The sequence below is a fragment of the Mycobacterium sp. M26 genome (genome assembly GCF_001494595.1).
Classification (GTDB): Bacteria; Actinomycetota; Actinomycetes; order Mycobacteriales; family Mycobacteriaceae; genus Mycobacterium.
In genome coordinates this window covers 1656247-1676162 of sequence record NZ_LN929908.1, presented here as the reverse complement: position 1 = coordinate 1676162, position 19916 = coordinate 1656247, and the positions used below count along the sequence as shown (strand labels likewise).

19 protein-coding genes, 1 other RNA gene and 2 pseudogenes are annotated in these 19916 nt (G+C 69.8%); 10 read left to right on the top strand and 12 right to left on the bottom strand.

What is annotated here, in order from left to right:
- Positions 1-4: 4 nt before the first annotated feature.
- The gene (locus BN3385_RS17260; protein WP_059022067.1) at positions 5-1423 is read right to left on the bottom strand and encodes a WS/DGAT/MGAT family O-acyltransferase; all 1419 of its coding nucleotides are present in this window, start codon (positions 1421-1423) and stop codon (positions 5-7) included.
- Between the two features lie 214 nt (positions 1424-1637).
- On the opposite strand from BN3385_RS17260, the gene panB reads away from it, so the two are divergent.
- Complete coding sequence (gene panB / locus BN3385_RS17255; protein WP_059022064.1) at positions 1638-2480, top strand: 3-methyl-2-oxobutanoate hydroxymethyltransferase; 843 nt, start codon at positions 1638-1640, stop codon at positions 2478-2480.
- Between the two features lie 20 nt (positions 2481-2500).
- On the opposite strand, the gene BN3385_RS17250 is transcribed toward panB, so the two are convergent.
- Both BN3385_RS17250 and BN3385_RS17245 read right to left on the bottom strand, forming a co-directional pair.
- The gene (locus tag BN3385_RS17250; RefSeq protein WP_059018437.1) at positions 2501-3283 is read right to left on the bottom strand and encodes an enoyl-CoA hydratase/isomerase family protein; all 783 of its coding nucleotides are present in this window, start codon (positions 3281-3283) and stop codon (positions 2501-2503) included.
- Positions 3284-3293: 10 nt separating this feature from the next.
- Positions 3294-3971, bottom strand: a complete 678-nt coding sequence (locus tag BN3385_RS17245) for a TetR/AcrR family transcriptional regulator (RefSeq protein ID WP_059018435.1) — start codon at positions 3969-3971, stop codon at positions 3294-3296.
- A gap of 155 nt (positions 3972-4126) precedes the next feature.
- On the opposite strand from BN3385_RS17245, the gene BN3385_RS17240 reads away from it, so the two are divergent.
- From BN3385_RS17240 to BN3385_RS17230, 3 genes are read left to right on the top strand one after another with little or no spacing between them, the layout of a single operon-like run.
- Entirely contained in the window at positions 4127-4879 is a 753-nt protein-coding gene (locus tag BN3385_RS17240) for a DUF1989 domain-containing protein (protein ID WP_059018434.1), read from the top strand.
- Positions 4876-5508, top strand: a complete 633-nt coding sequence (locus BN3385_RS17235; protein WP_059018431.1) for an urea amidolyase associated protein UAAP2 — start codon at positions 4876-4878, stop codon at positions 5506-5508. Before BN3385_RS17240 ends, BN3385_RS17235 begins: the two co-directional genes overlap by 4 nt.
- Positions 5505-7505 carry a 5-oxoprolinase/urea amidolyase family protein gene (locus tag BN3385_RS17230; RefSeq protein WP_059018429.1) on the top strand — a complete coding sequence of 667 codons (2001 nt, stop codon included), beginning with the start codon at positions 5505-5507 and terminating at the stop codon, positions 7503-7505. The genes BN3385_RS17235 and BN3385_RS17230 overlap by 4 nt, the downstream gene beginning before the upstream one ends.
- Here BN3385_RS17230 and BN3385_RS17225 read toward each other — a convergent pair.
- Positions 7502-9337: a fatty acyl-AMP ligase gene (locus BN3385_RS17225; protein WP_156432786.1), complete on the bottom strand. Its 1836-nt coding sequence runs from the start codon at positions 9335-9337 to the stop codon at positions 7502-7504. The two genes, BN3385_RS17230 and BN3385_RS17225, sit on opposite strands and share 4 nt — an antisense overlap.
- A gap of 174 nt (positions 9338-9511) precedes the next feature.
- On the opposite strand from BN3385_RS17225, the gene BN3385_RS17220 reads away from it, so the two are divergent.
- On the top strand, positions 9512-11032 hold the full coding sequence (locus BN3385_RS17220) for a CYTH and CHAD domain-containing protein (protein WP_059018427.1): 1521 nt from the start codon (positions 9512-9514) through the stop codon (positions 11030-11032).
- 21 nt (positions 11033-11053) lie between these two features.
- Here the strand turns inward: BN3385_RS17220 and BN3385_RS29455 are convergent, their stop codons facing one another.
- The 3 genes from BN3385_RS29455 to BN3385_RS17210 form a co-directional block, all read right to left on the bottom strand.
- Positions 11054-11260 carry a ribosome modulation factor gene (locus BN3385_RS29455; RefSeq protein ID WP_502688074.1) on the bottom strand — a complete coding sequence of 69 codons (207 nt, stop codon included), beginning with the start codon at positions 11258-11260 and terminating at the stop codon, positions 11054-11056.
- Positions 11261-11333: 73 nt separating this feature from the next.
- Positions 11334-11722, bottom strand: an RNA gene (gene rnpB / locus BN3385_RS27350) — RNase P RNA component class A.
- Between the two features lie 19 nt (positions 11723-11741).
- Positions 11742-12362, bottom strand: coding sequence for an SAM-dependent methyltransferase (locus BN3385_RS17210; RefSeq protein WP_059018423.1), 621 nt, complete (start codon positions 12360-12362; stop codon positions 11742-11744).
- 47 nt (positions 12363-12409) lie between these two features.
- Here BN3385_RS17210 and BN3385_RS17205 point away from each other — a divergent pair, with 47 nt between their 5' ends.
- Positions 12410-12982 (top strand): helix-turn-helix domain-containing protein, encoded by a 573-nt coding sequence (locus tag BN3385_RS17205; protein WP_059018421.1) that lies wholly within the window; start codon positions 12410-12412, stop codon positions 12980-12982.
- Here the strand turns inward: BN3385_RS17205 and BN3385_RS17200 are convergent.
- From BN3385_RS17200 to BN3385_RS17190, 3 genes are read right to left on the bottom strand one after another with little or no spacing between them, the layout of a single operon-like run.
- Positions 12979-14058 carry a bifunctional RNase H/acid phosphatase gene (locus BN3385_RS17200; RefSeq protein ID WP_059018419.1) on the bottom strand — a complete coding sequence of 360 codons (1080 nt, stop codon included), beginning with the start codon at positions 14056-14058 and terminating at the stop codon, positions 12979-12981. The two genes, BN3385_RS17205 and BN3385_RS17200, sit on opposite strands and share 4 nt — an antisense overlap.
- Complete coding sequence (locus BN3385_RS17195; protein WP_059018417.1) at positions 14055-14792, bottom strand: zinc ribbon domain-containing protein; 738 nt, start codon at positions 14790-14792, stop codon at positions 14055-14057. The genes BN3385_RS17200 and BN3385_RS17195 overlap by 4 nt, the downstream gene beginning before the upstream one ends.
- The gene (locus tag BN3385_RS17190; RefSeq protein ID WP_059018415.1) at positions 14789-15928 is read right to left on the bottom strand and encodes a Nif3-like dinuclear metal center hexameric protein; all 1140 of its coding nucleotides are present in this window, start codon (positions 15926-15928) and stop codon (positions 14789-14791) included. The genes BN3385_RS17195 and BN3385_RS17190 overlap by 4 nt, the downstream gene beginning before the upstream one ends.
- A gap of 58 nt (positions 15929-15986) precedes the next feature.
- Between BN3385_RS17190 and BN3385_RS17185 the strand changes: the two genes are divergently transcribed.
- The 3 genes from BN3385_RS17185 to BN3385_RS17175 are packed head-to-tail and all read left to right on the top strand — an operon-like array spanning position 15987 to position 17967.
- The gene (locus tag BN3385_RS17185) at positions 15987-16658 is read left to right on the top strand and encodes an HAD-IA family hydrolase (RefSeq protein ID WP_059018414.1); all 672 of its coding nucleotides are present in this window, start codon (positions 15987-15989) and stop codon (positions 16656-16658) included.
- A complete protein-coding gene (locus BN3385_RS17180) occupies positions 16651-17145 on the top strand; it encodes a low molecular weight protein-tyrosine-phosphatase (protein ID WP_059018412.1) in 495 nt (164 codons plus the stop codon). Before BN3385_RS17185 ends, BN3385_RS17180 begins: the two co-directional genes overlap by 8 nt.
- Positions 17146-17967: an SURF1 family cytochrome oxidase biogenesis protein gene (locus tag BN3385_RS17175; RefSeq protein WP_059018410.1), complete on the top strand. Its 822-nt coding sequence runs from the start codon at positions 17146-17148 to the stop codon at positions 17965-17967.
- Here BN3385_RS17175 and BN3385_RS29450 read toward each other — a convergent pair.
- Together BN3385_RS29450 and BN3385_RS17170 are read right to left on the bottom strand one after the other, a co-directional pair.
- A pseudogene (locus tag BN3385_RS29450) lies at positions 17921-18235 on the bottom strand (cobalamin biosynthesis protein); the annotation flags it as partial. The gene BN3385_RS17175 and the pseudogene BN3385_RS29450 sit on opposite strands and share 47 nt — an antisense overlap.
- Positions 18236-18242: 7 nt before the next feature.
- A pseudogene (locus BN3385_RS17170) lies at positions 18243-19037 on the bottom strand (cobalamin biosynthesis protein); the annotation flags it as partial.
- Between the two features lie 45 nt (positions 19038-19082).
- Here BN3385_RS17170 and BN3385_RS17165 point away from each other — a divergent pair.
- On the top strand, positions 19083-19898 hold the full coding sequence (locus BN3385_RS17165; protein ID WP_059018408.1) for an oxygenase MpaB family protein: 816 nt from the start codon (positions 19083-19085) through the stop codon (positions 19896-19898).
- Positions 19899-19916: the final 18 nt, after the last annotated feature.

Here is a 19916-nt window from a genome sequence, read left to right as displayed (position 1 = left end):
ACGGTCACTTCCGGCCTTGTTTTGCGGCCGGTTTCGTCGCGTCGAGCAGTTCTTTCATCCCGACGGCGAAGTCGTCGGCCATATCCCACAGATCGGGCAGCAGCTCGGGGCAGGAGATCAGCCCCACGTCGAGCTTGCCGTTGAGCGACATCACGGTGATGTTCAGGCCCGAGCCGTGGAAGATCGGCCCGAGCGGATACATGGCGGTCACTTCGGCGCCCAGGAAGTACAACGGGATCTGCGGGCCGGGCACATTGGAGACGACGAGGTTGTGCACCGGCCGGGCCTCGGTGAGCCGGCTCCGGGCGTACACCCGCATCGCGACACCGAAGATCGCCGGGCCGGCGAACTGGCTCCAGTCCTGCAGCAGGGTGGCCCCGATCGCCGAACTGTGTTCCTTGGCCATGTCATTGGCTTCGGCAATGGCCTGCAACCGCTTGGCCGGATCCTCGATCTGCGTCTCGAGTTTGGAGAACATCCCCGAAACCTGGTTGCGGCCGGGCCGATCCGAGCGGTCGTGCACCGAAACCGGGATCATCGCCACCAGTGACGAATCCGGCAGCTCGCCGCGGTCGAGCAGGAACTGGCGCAACACCCCGGCCACCAGCGCCATCACCACATCGTTGACCTTGACCCCGAAGTGGTTCTTAACCTTCTTGATGTCCTCGAGTTCCAGCTGGGCGAAGGCGACGTTGCGGTGCGCGGTGACGCTGGCGTTGAACGGCGTCTGCGGCGCGGCGAACGGGGCCGCCATCGCGCGGCCGCCGACCGCCCGTTTGACGGTGTCGACGACGGTGGTGACGGTGGCGGGCAGCACGTTGGTGGCCAGGTGCAGCGGCCGGGAGACGAAGTTGCCCAGCCCGCCCAGCGCGATCCGCAGCGGGTTGGCATCGCCCTGACCGTCGACCGGCGCCGGCGGCGGGGCGTCGGGTTCGGTGGAACACAGCTGCGACATCAGGTTCGCGCCGGTAACACCGTCGACGGCGGCGTGGTGGACCTTGGTGAGCACGGCCAGCCGGCCGCCCTCACGGGCGTCGGTGCCGGCCACCCCTTCGATCACCCACATCTCCCACAGCGGGTGACGGCGGTCGAGCGGCAGGGACGCCAGATGGCCGCAGATCTCGCCGAGTTCGACGCGGCCGCCGGGTGCGGGCAGCCCGATGCGGTGCACGTGCCGGTCGATGTCGAAGTCCTCGTCCTCCACCCACACCGGATGGTCGAGGTTCAGGAAGCTGTTGGCCAGCTTCTCCCGGAAGTTGGGCATGGCCTTGATCCGTAGTTGCAGCGCGTCGCGCAGCCGGTCGAAGGTGTAGCCGCCGGGAATCGTGGAGGCGTCCAACTCCAGCACCGAGCACACGTGCAGTGGCTGGGAGGGTGTTTCGAGATAGAGGAAACTGGCGTCGAGTCCGCTGAGCCGCTGCAGGTGTTGGACCATGCGCCGATGGTATGTCCGCAGCCTGTCAGCCGAGCCGGATTCGCCCAACGCTGAGCAGCTCGCACGGATTGTGGTGTGACAAAGTCCACTGCGGTTCGCGTTCATTTTCGCCATGGCGCGGTGGCAGACTGAAGGACGTCAGACGAACCCGGGGACCCGGATGGGCCACGAGGATCGACCCGACCATCACATGGGGACAATGATGTCTGAACAGACTGTCTACGGTGGCTGTAGCGCGCCTTCTGCACCTCGCATTAAGGTACGCACCCCGCACCTGCTCAAGTGGAAGACCGAAGGCCACAAGTGGGCCATGCTCACGGTCTACGACTACTCCACCGCACGCGCCTTCGATGAGGCCGAGATTCCGGTGCTGCTGGTCGGTGACTCCGCCGCCAACGTCGTCTACGGCTACGACACCACGGTGCCGATCTCGGTCGACGAGCTGATCCCGCTGGTGCGCGGTGTGGTGCGGGGCGCCGAGCACGCCCTGGTGGTCGCCGACCTGCCGTTCGGCAGCTACGAGGGTGGCGCTGCACAAGCCCTCCAGACCGCGACCCGCTTCATGAAGGAAGCCGGCGCGCACGCGGTCAAGCTGGAGGGCGGCGAGCGGGTGGCCGACCAGATCGCCACGCTGACCGCCGCCGGTATCCCGGTGATGGCCCATATCGGTTTCACACCGCAGAGCGTCAACGGCCTCGGCGGTTTCAAGGTTCAGGGTCGCGGCGACGCCGCCGAGCAGACGATTCACGATGCGATCGCCGTCCAGGAGGCCGGTGCGTTCGCGGTGGTGATGGAGATGGTGCCCGCGGAGCTGGCCACCCAGATCACCGGCAAGCTGACCATCCCGACCGTCGGCATCGGCGCCGGCCCCAACTGCGACGCCCAGGTTCTGGTGTGGCAGGACATGGCCGGGCTCACCAGTGGCAAGACGGCCAAGTTCGTCAAGCGATTCGGTGACGTCGGCGCTGAACTACGCCGTGCGGCAACGCAATACGCCAGCGAAGTGGCGACCGGCACCTTCCCCGCCGAGGAGCACAGCTTCTAGGGCTCGGCGCGAACCCGCGGTCAGCTGAAGTTCGGAGCCCGCTTGTTCAGGAACGCGTCGATACCCTCGCGGCCGTCCGGGCTGTCGGCGCACGCGCCGATGAACTCGGACTCCAGATCCATCTGGTCCTCGATGGTGTTGCCGAACGACGCCAGCAGCAGCTTCTTGACCGCACCGCTGGAACCCTTTGCCGCCGAGGCGATCTGAGCGGCCAGAGCGTCAGCCCTGGCGGCCAGCTCGTCGGCCGCGACCACCTCGGTGAGCAATCCCCACTCCAGCGCCTCGGCCGCCTTCAGCGTCCGGTTGGTCAGCATGAGTTCGGTGGCGCGGCGCACCCCGACCAGTCGCGGCAGGTAGTACGACGAGCTGCCGTCCGGGCTCAGACCGGCCCTGGTGTAGGCCATGGTGAACGACGCGGTGTCGGCGGCCAGCGCCAGATCACCGGCCACCGCAAGGCTGAAGCCAGCTCCGGCCGCAGTTCCGTTGACGGCGGTGATGAGCACCGCGTCCATCCGGGCGAAGATCGCGATGGCCTTGTGCAGATCGTCGGCGATGCCCTTGACGAACCGGCCCGGCCCCAGCGGGGAGGCGGCCATCGCCTTCAGATCGCCACCGGCACAGAAGAACCGGCCCGCACCGGTGAGCACGACGGCCTTGACCTCCGGCGCGGTACACCGCTGCGCGACAACGGCGAGTTCACGCGTCATGGTGTCGTTCATGCCGTTGGCGGCTTCAGGGCGGTCCAGCACGATCTTGACGATCGGGCCACTCTGCTCGAAGCTCAGCGTCTCGTATTCGCTCACGCGGCACACGTTAACCGGTGACCGCGGGCTCCTCACGCCGGGTCTCCAGCCGCGCGGCACTGCGCTCCCGCAGCGCGGCGACGTCACCCCGCCAGCCCAGGATGCGCACCGCCCCGTCGGCGATGATCCACGGCGTCTCCGGCGGGCACACGCCATCGTCGGAGCGCCTGTTGATCACCGACTCGACGAGCCGGAACGGGAGGTCGTCGGCGTCGGGCACCCCGTCGCATTCGAGGATCACCGCCGCCGCGAGCTGCCGGTAGCGCCCGCGCAGCTGCTCGCGGCTGATCCGGAACTGTTCGAAGCGGTCCACCCGCAATTCGGGCAGCAGGTAGAGGGCACCGAGGTTCCAGCGCTTGGCACAGAGCTGCGAGGCGTCGCCGACCACCAGGGCATGCAATCGCTCGGCCGCCGGCCCCGGCTGGTCGAGCAGATCGGCCGCCAGCGCCAGCGGCTGGTCGACGGTGCCGGCCAGCAACGCGTCCAGGATGTCGTCCTTGGTGGCGAAGTGGTGATACAGCGAGGCCTGCCGCATCCCCACCGCGTCGGCGATCCGGCGGGTGGACGTCGCGGCGTACCCGACGGTGGTGAACAGCTCAGCTGCCGCATCGAGGATCTCCTCGCGCGCCGTGTTGCCCGGTCGGCGGGATTGTTCGAGCCGCGGCCTTCCTCGGCCCTCGCTGCGCATACGACATTGTTGCATTCCCGGAATGCGGGAATACCTGTCATTTGATAGAAATAGAGTCAACGCAGACGTTACACCGGTGACACCCGACGGGAACGGTGTCGCAGAAAACTTTCAAGTGACAGTTAATCGGGCCCTGCCCGGACAGGAGTGACACCATGACCACCGCGTCGACCGACGGCGCCCGCTCGCACGCCCGCTCTCAGGCGGCGGCAGCGGACATGCGCATCCCGGCCCTGCCGGACGGTGTGGACGACACTCGCCTGGTGTGGTCGGAGGCCGTGCCCGCGGAGTCCTACGCCACCCGGGTGCTGGGCCGTGGCACCCGCCTGCGGTTCACCGACCCCGACGGCGGCGCCTGCGCGCACCTGCTGCTCTTTCGCGCCGACGCGTCATGGGAGCGCCTCAACGTCGCCGACACCATGAAGGTGCCGTGGCAGGCCTACCTCGGTCCGGGCCATCCCCTGCTGTCCGATCAGGGCCGGGTGCTGGCCACCGTCGTCGCCGATACCTCCGGCCATCACGACATGCTCTGCGGCCTGCCGCCGTCGGCACGCCCGACCATGCTGCTTGCCGCGATCAAGCACGGCATGGACATTCGCGACGTGGCGCCGTCGGCCACCCTGTTCAAGGGCGCCGCGGTGGAGGAATCCGGTGCACTGACCTTCACCGGCTCGGCCGGCCCCGGCGCCTCCATCGACCTGCTGATCCACCTGCCGGTGATCGTGGCAGTCGTCAACACCGCCCATCCGCTCGACCCCGCGCCAGCTGTCACCGGACTCGACATCGTCGGCTGGCGCGCCCCCGAGGAGCTCGCCACCCCGGTCAATGACGACCCCGAATATCTCAGGGCCCTGTTCAACACCGAATCAACCTGGGCCGCAGCACAATCCAGTGAGGCACTTCGATGACAACCGCAACACCGACGGTGATCGCCGACGAGGTCGTGGGCGCCTGCGCGCCGTGGTCGGCCATCCTGCGCACCGGCCAGACCCTGCAGATCATCGACCTGCACGGCAACCAGGCGGTCGACACGCTCTTCTACGCCGTCGACGGCGACCGCGTCGATCCGGCCGGTCGCTACAGCGCTCAGACCACCATCGCCGCGCAGCGCAACATCTTCCTGACCACGGGATCGACGTTGCTCGCCGCCGACGGCCGTCCGCTGGTGACGATCGTCGCCGACGAGGTGGGCAACCACGACACCATCGCGGGCGCCTGCTCCAAGGAGTCCAACACTCTGCGCTACGGCCACCACACGGTTCATCAGCATGCCTGTGCGGAGAACTTCCTCGCCGAAGCCGCCAAGTGGGGAATGGGTAAGCGCGACATCGTCTCCAACGTGAACTTCTTCATGAACGTGCCGGTCGAGGCCGACGGCACCCTGGGCATCGTCGACGGCCTGTCCGCCCCGGGCAAGTCGCTGACGCTGCGCGCCGAGAGCGACACGCTGGTACTGGTGTCCAACTGCCCGCAGATCAACAACCCCTGTAACGGTTTCGACCCCACGCCGGTGCGGATGGTGATCACGTCATCATGACGACCCTCGAGGTGGTCCGGCCGGGAATGCTGACCACCGTTCAGGACTGGCCCGGCCGGATCGGCTACTGGCATGTCGGCGTGCCCCCGTCCGGTCCGATGGACGACCTCTCGTTCCGGATCGGCAACCGCGTGCTGGGCAACCCCGAAGGCGCCGCCGGCCTGGAGTGCACCAAAGCCGGTCCGGCACTGCGGTTTCCCGACGGTGGACGGGTGTGCGTCACCGGCGCACCGGCCCCGGTCACCCTCGACGGAACCCCGGTTGCCCAGTGGCAATCGGTCACCGTTCCGGCCGGCGGAGTGCTCGACGTCGGCATGGTCGACGGCCCCGGTATGCGCTGCTACATCCTGATCGCCGGCGGGCTCACCGAACCCGAATATCTCGGCAGTACAGCGACATTCACCCTCGGCACGTTCGGTGGGCACGACGGCAGGCCGCTGCGCGTCGGTGACGAGCTGACCGCGGGTGAGGATCCCGGGCCGGTGTCGAGCCGGCCGGCCCGCGCCGCGATCGACGAGCAGCCCGCAATCGGGCATCGCTGGGAGGTGGCGGTCACCGAAGGCCCGCACGCGGCACCGGAGTTCTTCACCCGCGCCGATATCGACACCCTGGTCAACACCGACTACACGGTGCACTTCAACTCCGATCGCACCGGCGTGCGCCTGGAGGGCCCCAAGCCGCAGTGGGCCCGCACCGACGGCGGCGAGGCCGGCCTGCACCCGTCGAACATCCACGACAACGCCTACTGCGTCGGCACATTGGACTTCACCGGCGACACCCCGATCCTGCTCGGACCGGACGGCCCGAGCCTGGGCGGGTTCGTCTGCCCGGTCACCGTGGTGCGCGGCGACCGGTGGAAGCTCGGCCAGATGGCACCCGGTGACACGGTGCGCTTCGTGCCGGTCCGCGCCGACCGCGCCCCGTCCCTGGGCAGTATCGACGCCGACCGCCGGGCCTCGCTGCCGCTGGTGATCTCCACTTCCGGCGACGAGGACGACGGCGTGCTCACCCGTTTCACCGCGGCCGACGACACCGCGATCACCGTGCGCCGGGCCGGCGACGGCGGCCTGCTCGTCGAGTACGGGCCGATGGTGCTCGACCTGGCGATGCGCGCGCGGGTCCACGTGCTCTACGAGTCGATGCTGGCCACCGGCGTCCCCGGCGTCACCGAGCTGACCCCCGGGGTGCGCTCGCTGCAGGTGCAGTTCGACCCCGCGGTGATCTCGATGCCCGAACTCGTCGACCTGTTGGCCCGCACCGAGGAATCCCTGCCTGCCACAGACGAACTCGTGGTCCCCAGCCGCACCGTGCGGCTGCCGTTGTCGTGGGACGACCCCTCGACGCACGAGGCCATCCAGCGCTACATCCACGGTGTGCGTGCCGATGCCCCGTGGTGCCCGTGGAACATCGAGTTCATCCGGCGCATCAACGGTCTGGCCGATGTCGATGCGGTGCACGACATCGTCTACGACGCCCAGTATCTGGTGCTCGGCCTCGGCGACGTCTACCTCGGCGCGCCGGTGGCCACTCCCCTGGATCCGCGCCACCGACTGGTCACCACCAAATACAACCCGGCGCGCACCTGGACACCGGAGAACGCCGTCGGCATCGGCGGTGCTTACCTGTGCATCTACGGGATGGAGGGCCCAGGCGGCTACCAGTTCGTCGGGCGCACCACCCAGGTGTGGAATCACCAGCACCCCAACGACTCTCAGTCGTTCGAGCCGGGCACTCCGTGGCTGCTGCGCTACTTCGACCGGATCGGCTTCTACCCGGTCAGCGCCGAGGAACTACTGGATCTGCGGGCCGATATGGCAGCCGGGCGCGGCAACGTCGAAATCCACGACGGCCAGTTCTCGATGTCGGAGTACGACCGGTTCCTGGCATCCAACGCCGAGAGCATCGCGACGTTCCGGGCCCAGCAGGCCGAGGCGTTCGCCGCCGAACGGCAGGCCTGGGACAAGGCCGGTGAGTTCTCCGGTCAGCTGGCCAGCTAGCGTGCGGCCAGCACACCGGCCAGGTAGTCGGCGCGACAGGCCCGGCGGGCCAGCTTGCCGCTGGTGGTGCGCGGGATCGCGCCGGCCGCCACCAGCCGGATGTCGGCCACCGGCAGCGCGTGCTGTCGGGACACCGCGGCGCGGATCGCCTCGATGATCGGTTCGGGATCGGCCTTGCCCGCGCCGGGCCCGCGTTCGGCGATGATCACCAGCGCTTCGCCGGTGCCGTCGGGCACCGAGAACGCTGCGACGAAACCGCGCCGCACCGCGCTCGACGCGTCGGCGACGGTGGCCTCGATGTCCTGCGGGTAGTGATTGCGGCCGTCGACGATCACCAGATCCTTGATCCGGCCGGTGATGTAGAGCTCGCCGTCGAGGTAGACGCCCATATCGCCGGTGCGAAACCACATCGCGTTAGCGGCGACGCCGTCGGCGTGGCTACCGGCGTCCAACCGCACCTGCAGCTTGTTGCGGAAGGACTGGTCGGTCTCGCGGTCGCGACCCCAGTAGCCGCGGCCGACGTTCTCGCCGTGCAGCCAGATCTCGCCCACCCGCCCGTCGGGCAGCTCGGCCTCGGATTCAGGGTCCACGATCACCGCCCACTGGCTGCGGGCGACCTTCCCGCAGGACACCTGCGGGACGGCATTGGGGGCATCTGGTGCCACCACCACGGCACGGCCGGCGCCGAGTTCCTCGCGGTCCAGGTAGATCGCGGTCGCGCGGTCCTCGGAGCCGATGGTGGACACGAAGAGCGTCGCCTCGGCCATCCCGTAGGACGGCTTGACCGCGGTCGGCGAGAGCCCGTAGGGACCGAACGCCGCGTTGAACCTGTCGATCGACGTGATGTTCACCGGTTCGGAGCCGTTGATCAGGCCGGCGACGTTGCTCAGGTCGAGGTCGTCGCCGGCGGCCGGCAGACCGCGCTGGGCCGCGAGTTCGAAGGCGAAGTTCGGTGCCGCGGCGAACGTACGCCCGCGTTTGGCCTCTGCGGCCAGCTCCTTGATCCAGCGGTGCGGCCGGCGCACGAACGCTGTCGGCGACATCAACGTCAACTGGGCGCCGAACAGCGCCGGGAACATGATCATCAGCAGGCCCATGTCGTGGAACAGCGGCAGCCAGCTGACGCTGGCGGTGTCCCAGTCCAGACCCACCGAGATGATCATCTGCACCACGTTGGTGCACACCGCGCGGTGGGTGATCTCGACACCGGCCGGCGTGCGGGTCGAGCCGGAGGTGTACTGCAGATACGCAATGCCATTGCTCTCCAGTTCGGCCGGCACGAACGTCTCGCCGACCGAATCGGGTACCGCGTCGATGGCGATCACCCGCGGGCGTCGGGCGCGGGGCAGCTTGCGCACGAAAGCCTGGGCAGCCTCGGCGGCCGCCGTCGTGGTCAGCACCGCCGAGGGCAGCGCATCCGAGAGCACCGCGTCCAGGCGCTCGGCATGCCCGGGAAGCTCCGGGGCGAACAACGGCACCGCAATGTTGCCGGCCTGGATGGCGGCAAAGAAGCCGACGACGTAGTCGACACCCTGGGGCGCCAGGATCGCCACCCGATCGCCGGGCGAGGTGACCTGCTGCAGCCGCGCACCGACAGCGCGCAGCCGGACGCCGAGTTCGCGCCAGGTGAGCTCGACGGGCGCGCCTGCGGCGTCGTGCTCGAAGTCCAGGTAGCGGTAAGCGGCGGTCTCGCCGAACTGATCGATGTTGTGGTCGAGGAACCGGGTGATCGTCTGGTCTGCGGGCAGCGCGATGTTCCCGTGCTCGTCGAGATAGTCCTCAAGCTTGAGCCGAATCCCCTGACCGGAGGCAGCTGCGGGTTCGTGGCTCATGAGCGAATTTTACGGTCGGCCAGCGCATTTCCCCGGCTGCCGCGCCCCCCGCAGGCCCGGCCGTTATTGACCACGGCGACAGCCGCCGACACCGCGGCGCGGCTTCGTGTTCACTTGGATGTGACACCCTGTGCGGCACACGGACCGCCAACGGTGGCACGAGCGAAGGTGGAAATGGCTGCAAAAGCTGCGGGTTCGTCCCGCCACGTGGAGGTTGAGCAAAAGTTCGACGTCCCCCCGGCGACGGTGTTCCCGTCGTTCGAGGGATTGACGTTCGTCTCCCGGGTCGAGCGGCTCCCGTCACAATCCCTGGACGCGGTGTACTTCGACACATCCGGTCAGGATCTGGCCCGGCGGCGTGTCACCCTGCGCCGGCGAACCGGCGGACCGGACGCCGGCTGGCACCTGAAACTGCCCGCCGGTCCCGACGCCCGCACCGAGGTGCACGCGCCACTGGAGGGCGGCGCCCACGCGGCAGGCAGCGAGGTTCCCGCGGACCTCGTCGATATCGTGCTCGCCATCGTGCGCGACCGGCCGCTGGTGCCGGTCGCCCGGATCAGCACCACCCGCAATGTGGTGATGATCTACGGCACCGATGGCACCGCACTGGCCGAATTCTGCGATGACGAGGTCAGCGCGTCGGCGATCGACCCCGCCGACGGCACCCCGGGCGAGGAGCAGCGCTGGCACGAGTGGGAGCTCGAACTGGTCGACGGCGAAGTCGCCGGCGGCAAGGACGTGCTGCGCCGGCTGGCCAACCGGCTGATCGACGCCGGTGCCGCTCCGGCCGGGCATGGCTCGAAGCTGGCCAAGGTGCTGCAGGGCGGCGCACCCGCGCCTGCCCGTCCCGAACCGTCCGCCGACCCGGTGCACCGCGCGGTGGCCGAGCAGGTGGATCAGCTGCTGGAGTGGGATCGTGCGGTGCGGGCCGACACCTGGGACTCCGTGCACCAGATGCGGGTGACCACCCGCAAGATTCGCAGCCTGCTGCAGGCATCAGAGGACGCATTCGGGCTGACCGACGACGCCTGGGTGCTCGATGAGCTGCGTCAGCTCGCCGGTGTGCTCGGAGTGGCGCGCGACGCCGAGGTGCTCGCCGAGCGCTACGAGCGGGCGCTGGACGAACTGCCGCCGGAGCTGGTCCGCGGGCAGGTGCGCGAGCGGCTGGTCGACGGCGCCAATCGCCGCTACCAGGCCGGCCTGCGCCGCTCGCTGACGGCGATGCGCTCGCCGCGCTACTTCCGGCTGCTCGATGCGCTGGAGGCGCTGGTGGCCGCCGAGCCCGCCCCGCCGGCGCCCGGTGAGGAGCACGCGCCGGTGACCATCGACTCGGCGTACAAGCGGATCCGCAAGGCCGCCAGGACGGCCGCGCACGCCGAAGAAGAGCACAAGGATGAGGCACTCCACCGAATTCGCAAGGGCGCCAAGCGTCTTCGCTATGTCGCGGCGGCCACCGGCGAGTCGAAGGTCTCCGACAAGGCCAAGACGATCCAAACCCTGCTGGGCGATCACCAGGACAGTGTGGTCAGCCGGACGCACCTGAGCCAGCAGGCTGAGGCTGCGCACGCCGCCGGTGAGGACACCTTCACCTATGGCCTGCTCTACCAGCAGGAGGACGACCTGGCCCGGACCTCGCGCGAGCAGCTCGACGAGGCCTTGGCGGCGTTGAAGCGGGCGGTGGCCAAGTCGCACTAGACGGTGCGCCGACTGTGGGGGTTATGTACGCGAAATCCAGCACAAGCATGCATAAACCCCACGTTCGGCGCGCGCTCGGCGGTACCTCTGCATCGCCGGCCCAGTCTCGACCCGCACGTGCAACATCCGCAGATACCCGCGCATCCACAACTTCGCCAAAACGAGCGACTCTCCGGCGTAGGGGTTCCGATCGCCAGGTTCTGCCAACGACCCCTCGTACAGCGCCATGACGTACTCCGCGCGTTTCGACATCCACTCAGCATGCAGCCATGCCGCCCCCGAGCGTGGGACCCACGCGGGGCGGACGAGTTGGCCTGTAAGCCGGATTCTGTTCCGCCCTGCCCCGGTTGACCGTGGCAAGGCGGCGGCGACCATCCATCTGGGCACACCGTCGCCGGGTGCCTCGAGCGGCCTACCCGCAGGCTCGGGCGAGCAGCCCTCGAACGCCTGCGCAGCCGCACCAGGTGCGGCCTCTTGGCCTTGCTTCGGGTGGGGTTTACCGAGCCATCCCGGTCACCCGGGATGCTGGTGCGCTCTTACCGCACCGTTTCACCCTTACCACCCCGAAGGGTGGCGGTTTGCTTTCTGTGGCACTGTCCCGCGAGTCACCTCGGATTGCCGTTAGCAATCACCCTGCTCTGTGAAGTCCGGACTTTCCTCGGCTTTCGCCGCGGCCGCCCGGCCAACTCGTCCGCCTGATCACGGTAGCTCATCGGCGTCGCAGCTGGATCACGTTGTCGAGCAGTTCGGCCTGCTGACCGTCCGGCCCGGTGGCCGACCGCGCCACGCTGTCCACCCGAACCCGCTCCCACTGGACGGGGTCCAGCGCCAGGCTCTCGACCACCTCCTCGGCCGCCGGGAACACGTGATGGCGAACCTCCTCGGGTGCCCACGGCGGCGCGCCGCCATGGTCGACGATCAACAGCGTGCCGCCGGGTGCCACGGTGGCCGCGGCGCGGCGCAGAATGGCCGGCCGGTCCATGTCCACCATGCTGTGGAAGAACTGCGCCGACACCAGATCGAACGGTCCCTCCGGCATGGTCTGGGTCAGGTCGTGCTGCTGAAAGTCGATGTGCGACAGCACTCCCCGCTTGTCGGCTTCCTTGGCGGCCCGGGCCAGCGCGGTACTCGACACGTCCACGGCCACCACCTCCCAGCCGTGTTCGGCGTACCAGATGGCGTCGCCACCCTCACCGCAGCCCAGATCCAGCACGATGTCGCCGTCGATCTGCGGGACGATCTCCTCCAACCGGGCGTTGACCCGTCCGCTCCAGATCTGTGGCTTCTCGGCGTAGCGCTGTTCCCAGTGGCTGTGGTGTTCGTTGTCCATGCCTCAAAGCTTGCCGGTCCCCCGCCTGACTGGCAATGTTGTTTGCCATGCAGGCAAACGACGACGACGTCGACCTCAGGGTGCGCCGGCGGCTGCGTGAGCTGCGGGCCCGCCAGGGCATGACGCTCGACGACGTCGCCTCGCGAGCCGGAATCGACGTCTCGACGCTGAGCCGGCTGGAGTCCGGGAAACGACGGCTGGCCCTCGACCACCTGCCCCGCCTGGCAGCCGCGCTCTCGGTCAGCACCGACGAGCTGCTGGGCAGCCACCAGGCCGCCGACCCCCGCGTGCGGGCCGCGTCGCACACCCGCCACCAGGTCACCTACTGGCCGCTGACCCGCGGCGGCGGGGCGGGCGGCCTACAGGCCTTCAAGATCCGGATCAGTGCCCGCCGCCGCACCCCACCGGCCGAACTGCCCACCCACGAGGGCCAGGAGTGGCTCTACGTGCTCTCCGGCCGGCTCCAGCTGATCCTGGGCGAGCGCCACTTCGTCATCGACCCCGGCGAAGCGGTCGAGTTCAGCACCTGGACACCGCACTGGTTCGGCGCCGTCGACACCGCCGTGGAGGCCATCATCCTGTTCGGCCCGCACGGCGAGCGCGTGCACCTGCGCGACTAGGCCAGATACGACGTCTGGTTGACCAGCCGCACCGACGACCCGCCGTCGGGGTAGAACTCCGCGATGCTCAGCGACGCCAGATCCAGATGCAGCCGGTGCAGAATGCTGGCCCCGGCGTCCAGCGCCAGCCGCAGCATGGTCTTGATCGGCGTCACGTGCGACACCACCAGCACGGTCTGGCCGGGATGCTCACCGATGATGCGGTCCTGGGCGCGGCGCACCCGCAGGGCGACGTCATCGAAGCTCTCTCCGCCGGGCGGGCGCAGGCTGGTGTCGCGCAGCCAGTTGCCGTGCAGGTCGGGATCGCGTTGGGCGGCCTCGGAGAACGTCAGACCCTCCCATGCCCCGAAGTCCGTCTCGATCAGGTCCTGATCGATCGTCACGTCCAAACCGAGCGCGGTGGCCGCCGCCGTCGCCGTCGCGACGCAGCGCTGCAGCGGTGAGGACACCACCGCGGCTACCCCGCCGCGCTCCCCCAGATACTGGGCCGCCGCCTCGGCCTGCCGGCGGCCGGTCTCGGTCAGCTCCGGGTTGCCGCGTCCCGAATAGCGCCGTGCGACAGACAGTTCGGTCTGGCCGTGCCGTAACAGCAGCAGCTGGGTCGGGGCACCCCGATTGCCGGTCCAGGCCGACGGCGGGACGGCCACCGCCCCGGCGGGCGGGTCCGCGATCGAGGCGGGCTGATCCATCGCCTCGTTGGCCAACCGGTCGGCATAGGCGTTCTGCTCGCGCGGAATCCACTCGTAGGTCACCTCATCGAAGGTCGACGCCAGCGCGCGGGCCTGCTGGTGCAGCTCGGCCATCGCGGCGTGCTTGACCTTCCAGCGCCCGGACATCTGCTCGACGACGAGTTTGGAGTCCATGAACACCGCGACCTCGGTGGCCCCCAGGCTGCGCGCCTCCTCGAGCCCGGCGATCAGGCCGCGGTACTCGGCGACGTTGTTGGTGGTGACACCGATCGCGTTGCCATGCTCGGCCAGCACCCGCTGCCGGTCCTGCGACCACACCACGCAGCCGTAACCGGCCGGCCCGGGATTACCCCGCGACCCGCCATCGGCCTCGACGATCACCTTCATCGGCTGAACCCGGTGATACGCAACAGGATTGCCCCGCATTCGGGACAGCGCACCACCTCGTCCTCGGCGGCCGCCGAGATCCGGGCCATTTCGCCGCGGTCGATCTCGATCCGGCACGCCCCGCACCGCGAACCCTGCAGCCGGGCCGCACCGACGCCCGACGAGGTGCGCTGGCGTTCGTAGAGCTGGGCGAGCGCGGTGTCCAGCCCGGCCAGCACCTCACCACGACGCGCCGACCGTTCGGCCCGCACCTTGTCAATCTCCTCTGATGCCGCGTCCCGGCCGGCCGCCGCGGTGGACAGATCATGCTGCAGCGCTTCGACTTTCGCCGACGCCTCGGACTGCTCGGCGACCAACTGCTCGCGGCGTTCCATCACCTCGAGAAGCGAGTCCTCCAGGCTGGCCTGCCTGCGCTCCAGCGTCTCCAGCTCGTGCTGCAACTCCTCGAGCTGCTTGGGGTTGACGGTGCCGGAGTCCAGCAGTCCCCGGTCGCGGTCCTCCCGCTGGCGCACCCCGTCGATCTCGGACTCGAACCGCGACACCTGCGCGTCGAGATCCTCGATCGCCAGCGTCAGCGCGGCCAGCTGGTCACCGGCGGCGCGGTGATCGGCCTGCACCTGTTCGTAGGTCTGCTGCTCGGGCAGGTTGGCCGCCCGATGCGCGGCGCGGCTCAGCTCGGCATCCAGCTCGGCCAGCTCCAGCAGCGAACGCTGCTGTGTCACGTCAGCTTTCACAGGCTGCCTTTCGATGAGTGATGCTCGATATTCCACGGATCGGTTCGGATATCGCACACCGTGACCGGCAGCGCCGGGCCGAAGTGCGCGCTCAGCAGCGCGGCGGCCTGCGCGCACCACGGGTACTCGCTGGCCCAGTGTGCGACGTCGACGAGCGCCGGACCGCCGGCCCGGCGATGTTCGTCGGCCGGATGGTGGCGCAGGTCGGCCGTCAGATAGACATCGACTCCGGCCGACGAGGCCGCGCCCAGCAGCGAGTCCCCCGCCCCGCCACAGACCGCGATCCGGGACACCGTCGCATCCGGATCACCGGAGGCCCGCACCCCCCAGGTGGTCCGCGGCAACGCGGCATCGGCGCGGGCGACGAAGTCGGCGAACCGCACCGGCTCGGCGAGGCGGCCGATCCGGCCGATGCCCACACCGGCGGGCAGCGGTGCCAGGCTCAGCAAGTCGAACGACGGTTCCTCGTAGACATGCGCGGCGCGCAGCGCGGCCAGCACCTGGGCTCGCAGCCGCGTCGGGGCTACCACTTCCAGGCGTTCCTCGGCGACGTGCTCGACGGTGCCGACCGTCCCGACCGTCGGGGTGGCGCCCTCGCCCGGCAGGAACTGCCCGCTGCCGGTGACGCTCCAACTGCAGTGCGAGTAGGCGCCGACATGACCGGCACCGGCGGCGAACACGGCGTCGCGGACGGCGTCGGTGTTCTCCGGCGGGACCAGGATCACCCACTTGTCGGTGTCCGGCGCTGCGGCCGCCGGGTCGAGCACCGCCTCGACGGTCAGGCCGAGGGCCTCAGCCAGCGCGTCGGACACCCCCGGATCGGCCGCGTCGGCATTGGTGTGGGCGGTGAACAGCGCGGCGCCGCGACGGATCAACTGGTGGATCAGGGCGCCCTTCGGGGTGCTGGCCGCGACGGTATCCACCCCGCGCAGCAGCAGCGGGTGGTGGGCCAGCAGCAGTCCGCGTTCGGGCACCGACGCCACCACCTCGGCGGTGGCGTCGACGGCGACGGTGACGGAGTCGATGGTGTCGGCCGGGTCGCCGCAGACCAGGCCCACCGAGTCCCAGCTGTGGGCCAGACCAGGCAGGTAGGCCTCGTCGAGCACGGCGATGATCTCGGCGAGTGTTGTGCTCATCGCGTCGTCTCCACCACGTGAAGCACAGTACCGTCGGGCGATCAGGGACAATGGGGCCGTGACCCGCACGGCCTCCGATACCCGCCCGCAGTTGGTGCTCTTCGATCTCGACGGCACCCTGACCGACTCGGCGGACGGTATCGTCGCCAGCTTCCGCCATGCCCTGGCCGCGGTGGGTGCCGAGGTTCCCGGTGGCGATCTGGCCGGCCGCATCGTCGGTCCGCCGATGCACCTGACGCTGCAGAGCATGGGGCTCGGGGACCTGGCCGACGACGCGATCGCCGCCTATCGGGCGGACTACACCACCCGCGGATGGTCGATGAACAGCCTGTTCGACGGCATTCCGCAGCTGCTGGAAGACCTGCGGGCCGCTGGCGTGCGGCTGGCGGTGGCAACCTCCAAAGCCGAGCCGACCGCGCGCCGCATCCTGGAGCACTTCGGCCTGGCCGAACACTTCGACGTCATCGCCGGGGCCAGCGTCGACGGCACCCGCTCCAGCAAGTCCGACGTGGTAGCGCACGCCCTGGACCAGTTGCAGCCGCTGCCCGAGCGGGTCGTCATGGTCGGCGACCGCGCCCACGACGTCGAGGGCGCAGCCGAGCACGGGATCGACACCGTCGTCGTCGGCTGGGGCTACGGCGCCGAGGACTTCACCGACCCGGAAGCCGCCGCCGCGGCCGCCGCCCACGTCACCTCGGTGTCCGCACTGCGGGAGGTGCTCGGTGTCTGACCTCGTGCATGTGACGTTCGTGTGCTCGGGCAACATCTGCCGCTCGCCGATGGCCGAGAAGATGTTCGGCCACCAGATCGCCCAGCGCGGTCTGGCCGACGTGGTGCGGGTGAGCAGCGCCGGGACGGGCCACTGGCATGTCGGCGAAGGGGCCGACCGCCGGGCCAACGCCGTCCTGCGCCAGCACGGCTACCCCACCGACCACCGGGCCGCCCGCCTCGGTGATGACCACCTGAGCGCCGACCTGGTGATCGCCCTGGGCCGCAACCACCTGCGGTTCCTCACCGAGTTGGGGGTCGAGCCCGACCGGGTGCGGTTGCTGCGCTCCTTCGACCCACGGTCCGGTGCGCACGCCCCGGACGTCGAGGACCCCTACTACGGCGACCACGCTGATTTCGAGGAGACCTTCACCGTCATCGAGGCGGCCCTGCCCGGTCTGCACAGCTGGGTCGACGAGCGACTGGCCACCGAGGGTTTGGCGGGCTAGATGAAGCGGTGGTCGTTCCTGCTGAAGCCCGGCTGGTGGGCGCTGGGCCTGGTGGTCGTGGCGTTCGCCTACCTGTGCTTCACGGTGCTGGCCCCCTGGCAGCTCGGCAAGAACACCAAGACCGAGCGGGAGAATCAGCAGATCCAGTCGTCGCTGTCGGCCGAGCCGGTCCCGGTGACAACGTATCTGCCGCAACAGAATTCGTCGGCGCCCGATACGCAGTGGCACCGCGTCACCGCGACCGGCCGCTACCTGACCGAGGCCCAGGTGCTGGCCCGGCTGCGGGTGGTGGGCGGTGAACCGGCCTACGAGGTGCTGGTGCCGTTCGCCGTCGACGGTGGGCCCACCGTTCTGGTCGACCGGGGGTACGTCCGGCCGGTGAAGGGCACCGCAGTGCCGGATATCCCGCCCGCACCGTCCGGCACGGTGTCGATCACCGCGCGGTTGCGCGACTCGGAGACCGCACCGCCGGACAAGGGTCCGTTCACCGAGAACGGCATCACCCAGGTGTATGCGATCGACACCCGCGCGGTGTCGGCGGCCACCCGGGTTCCGCTGGCGGGGACCTACCTGCAGCTGGTCGAGAACCAGCCCGGTGGGCTCGGCGTCGCCGAACTGCCGCACCTGGACGCCGGGCCGTTCCTGTCCTACGGCATCCAGTGGATCGCGTTCGGCATCGTGGCGCCGATTGGGCTGGGCTACTTCGTGTATTCCGAGCTCAAAGCCCGCCGCCGCGAGGCCGAGGCCGCGGCGGCCGTCACGCCCGCCGAACCGCTCACCGTCGAGGACAAGCTCGCCGACCGCTACGGCCGGCGGCGCTGAGCCCGACGGCCAGCACCGCCGCGGCCAGCTGAACCACCCGCGACAGCAGCACCGAGCGGCGCAGGTCGGCCACCTGCGGTACCCGCCCGTCGCCGAGGGTGGGGCGGATCTCCAGCTCGTGCCGGTACTGGGTGGGCCCGCCGAGCCGCACCCCGAGTGCACCGGCGAACGTCGCCTCCACCACCCCGGCATTCGGGCTCGGATGCCGCGCTGCGTCGCGGCGCCAGGCCCGTCGCGCACCGGCCGCCGACCCGCCGATCAGCGGTGCGCTGCCGGTACTGGGTGGGCCCGCCGAGCCGCACCCCGAGTGCACCGGCGAACGTCGCCTCCACCACCCCGGCATTCGGGCTCGGATGCCGCGCTGCGTCGCGGCGCCAGGCCCGTAGCGCACCGGCCGCCGACCCGCCGATCAGCGGTGCGCACAGCACCACCAGGGCCCCACCCACCCGGGCCGCGACGTAGTTGGCCGCATCGTCCAATCGTGCTGCCGCCCAGCCGAACTGGGCGTAGCGCGGCGAGCGGTTGCCGATCATCGCATCCAGCGTGTTGGCCCCGCGATACACCAGCACCCCCGGCACCCCGCCCGCCGCCGCCCACAGCAGCGGGGCAACCTGGGCGTCGGACGTGTTCTCGGCCACCGACTCCAGCGCTGCGCGGGCCAGGCCGTCGGCGTCGAGCACCGAGGGGTCACGCCCGCACAGCGACGGCAGCAGGGCGCGGGCCCCGTCGATATCGCCGGCGTCGAGCAGATCGGCGAGCCGGGTGCCGGTCCGGGCCAGCGTCGTCCCGCCGAGCGTGACCCAGGTCGACGCGGCCGTCACCGCACCCAGCGCTGGACCGCCCCGGGCGCCGCGCTGCACCGCCACTCCCAGCAGCGCCAACCCACCCAGCAGGACACCCACGTGCACCGCTCCGGCGGCCTTGCTGTCGCGGTAGGTCCTGGCTTCGAGTGCGGCTGCGCACCAACCGAACCCCGCGACGGGGTGCCAGTGGGCGGGGTCGGCGAAGGCGACGTCGGCCAGTTGGCCGAGCGCGATCCCGGCGGCTCGCCACGGTCTGCGCACAAACACCCCGGCACTCTCTCACACGTGGTGTACTGCCCCCATGAGGCCGCGATGACGCGACACCCGATGCGGGTTGCCGACCTGCTCAACCCGGCCGCGGTGTTGTTGCCCGCGGCCAATGTCGTCATGCAACTCGCCCACCCCGGGGTGGGCTACGGCGTCCTGGAAAGCCCGGTCGACAGCGGCAACGTCTACAAGCACCCGATCAAGCGGGCCCGCACGACCGGCACCTACCTGGCGGTGGCGACGATCGGCACCGACGCCGACCGCGCCATGATCCGGTCGGCGGTGGACACCGCGCACGCCCAGGTGCGCTCGCGGCCGGACAGCCCGGTGTCCTACCGGGCATTCGACCCGAAGCTGCAGCTGTGGGTCGCAGCCTGCCTGTACCGCTACTACGTCGACCAGCACGAGTTCCTGCACGGCCCGCTCGACGACGAAGCCGCCGACGCGGTGTATGCCGACGCCAAGCGGCTGGGCACCACACTGCAGGTGCGCGAGACGATGTGGCCGGCCGACCGGCTGGCCTTCGACGAGTACTGGAAGCGCTCGCTCGACGAGCTGTCCATCGATCCGCCAGTGCGCGAGCACCTGAAAGGTGTTGCCGGCATGGCGTTCATGCCGTGGCCGGTGCGCGCCACGCTGGGCCGCTTCAACCTGTTCGCCACCACGGGATTCCTGCCCCCGGAGTTTCGCGCCATGATGAAGCTGCCCTGGGGCGAAACCCAGCAGCGCCGCTTCGAGTGGCTACTCAGCGCGCTTCGGCTGGCCGACGCGCTGATCCCGCACCGCGCCTGGATTCTCGGCTACCAGATGTATCTCTGGGATATGCGGGCCCGAGCCCGCCTGGGACAACGCATCGTCTGATCACCATCGAGGGGGAAT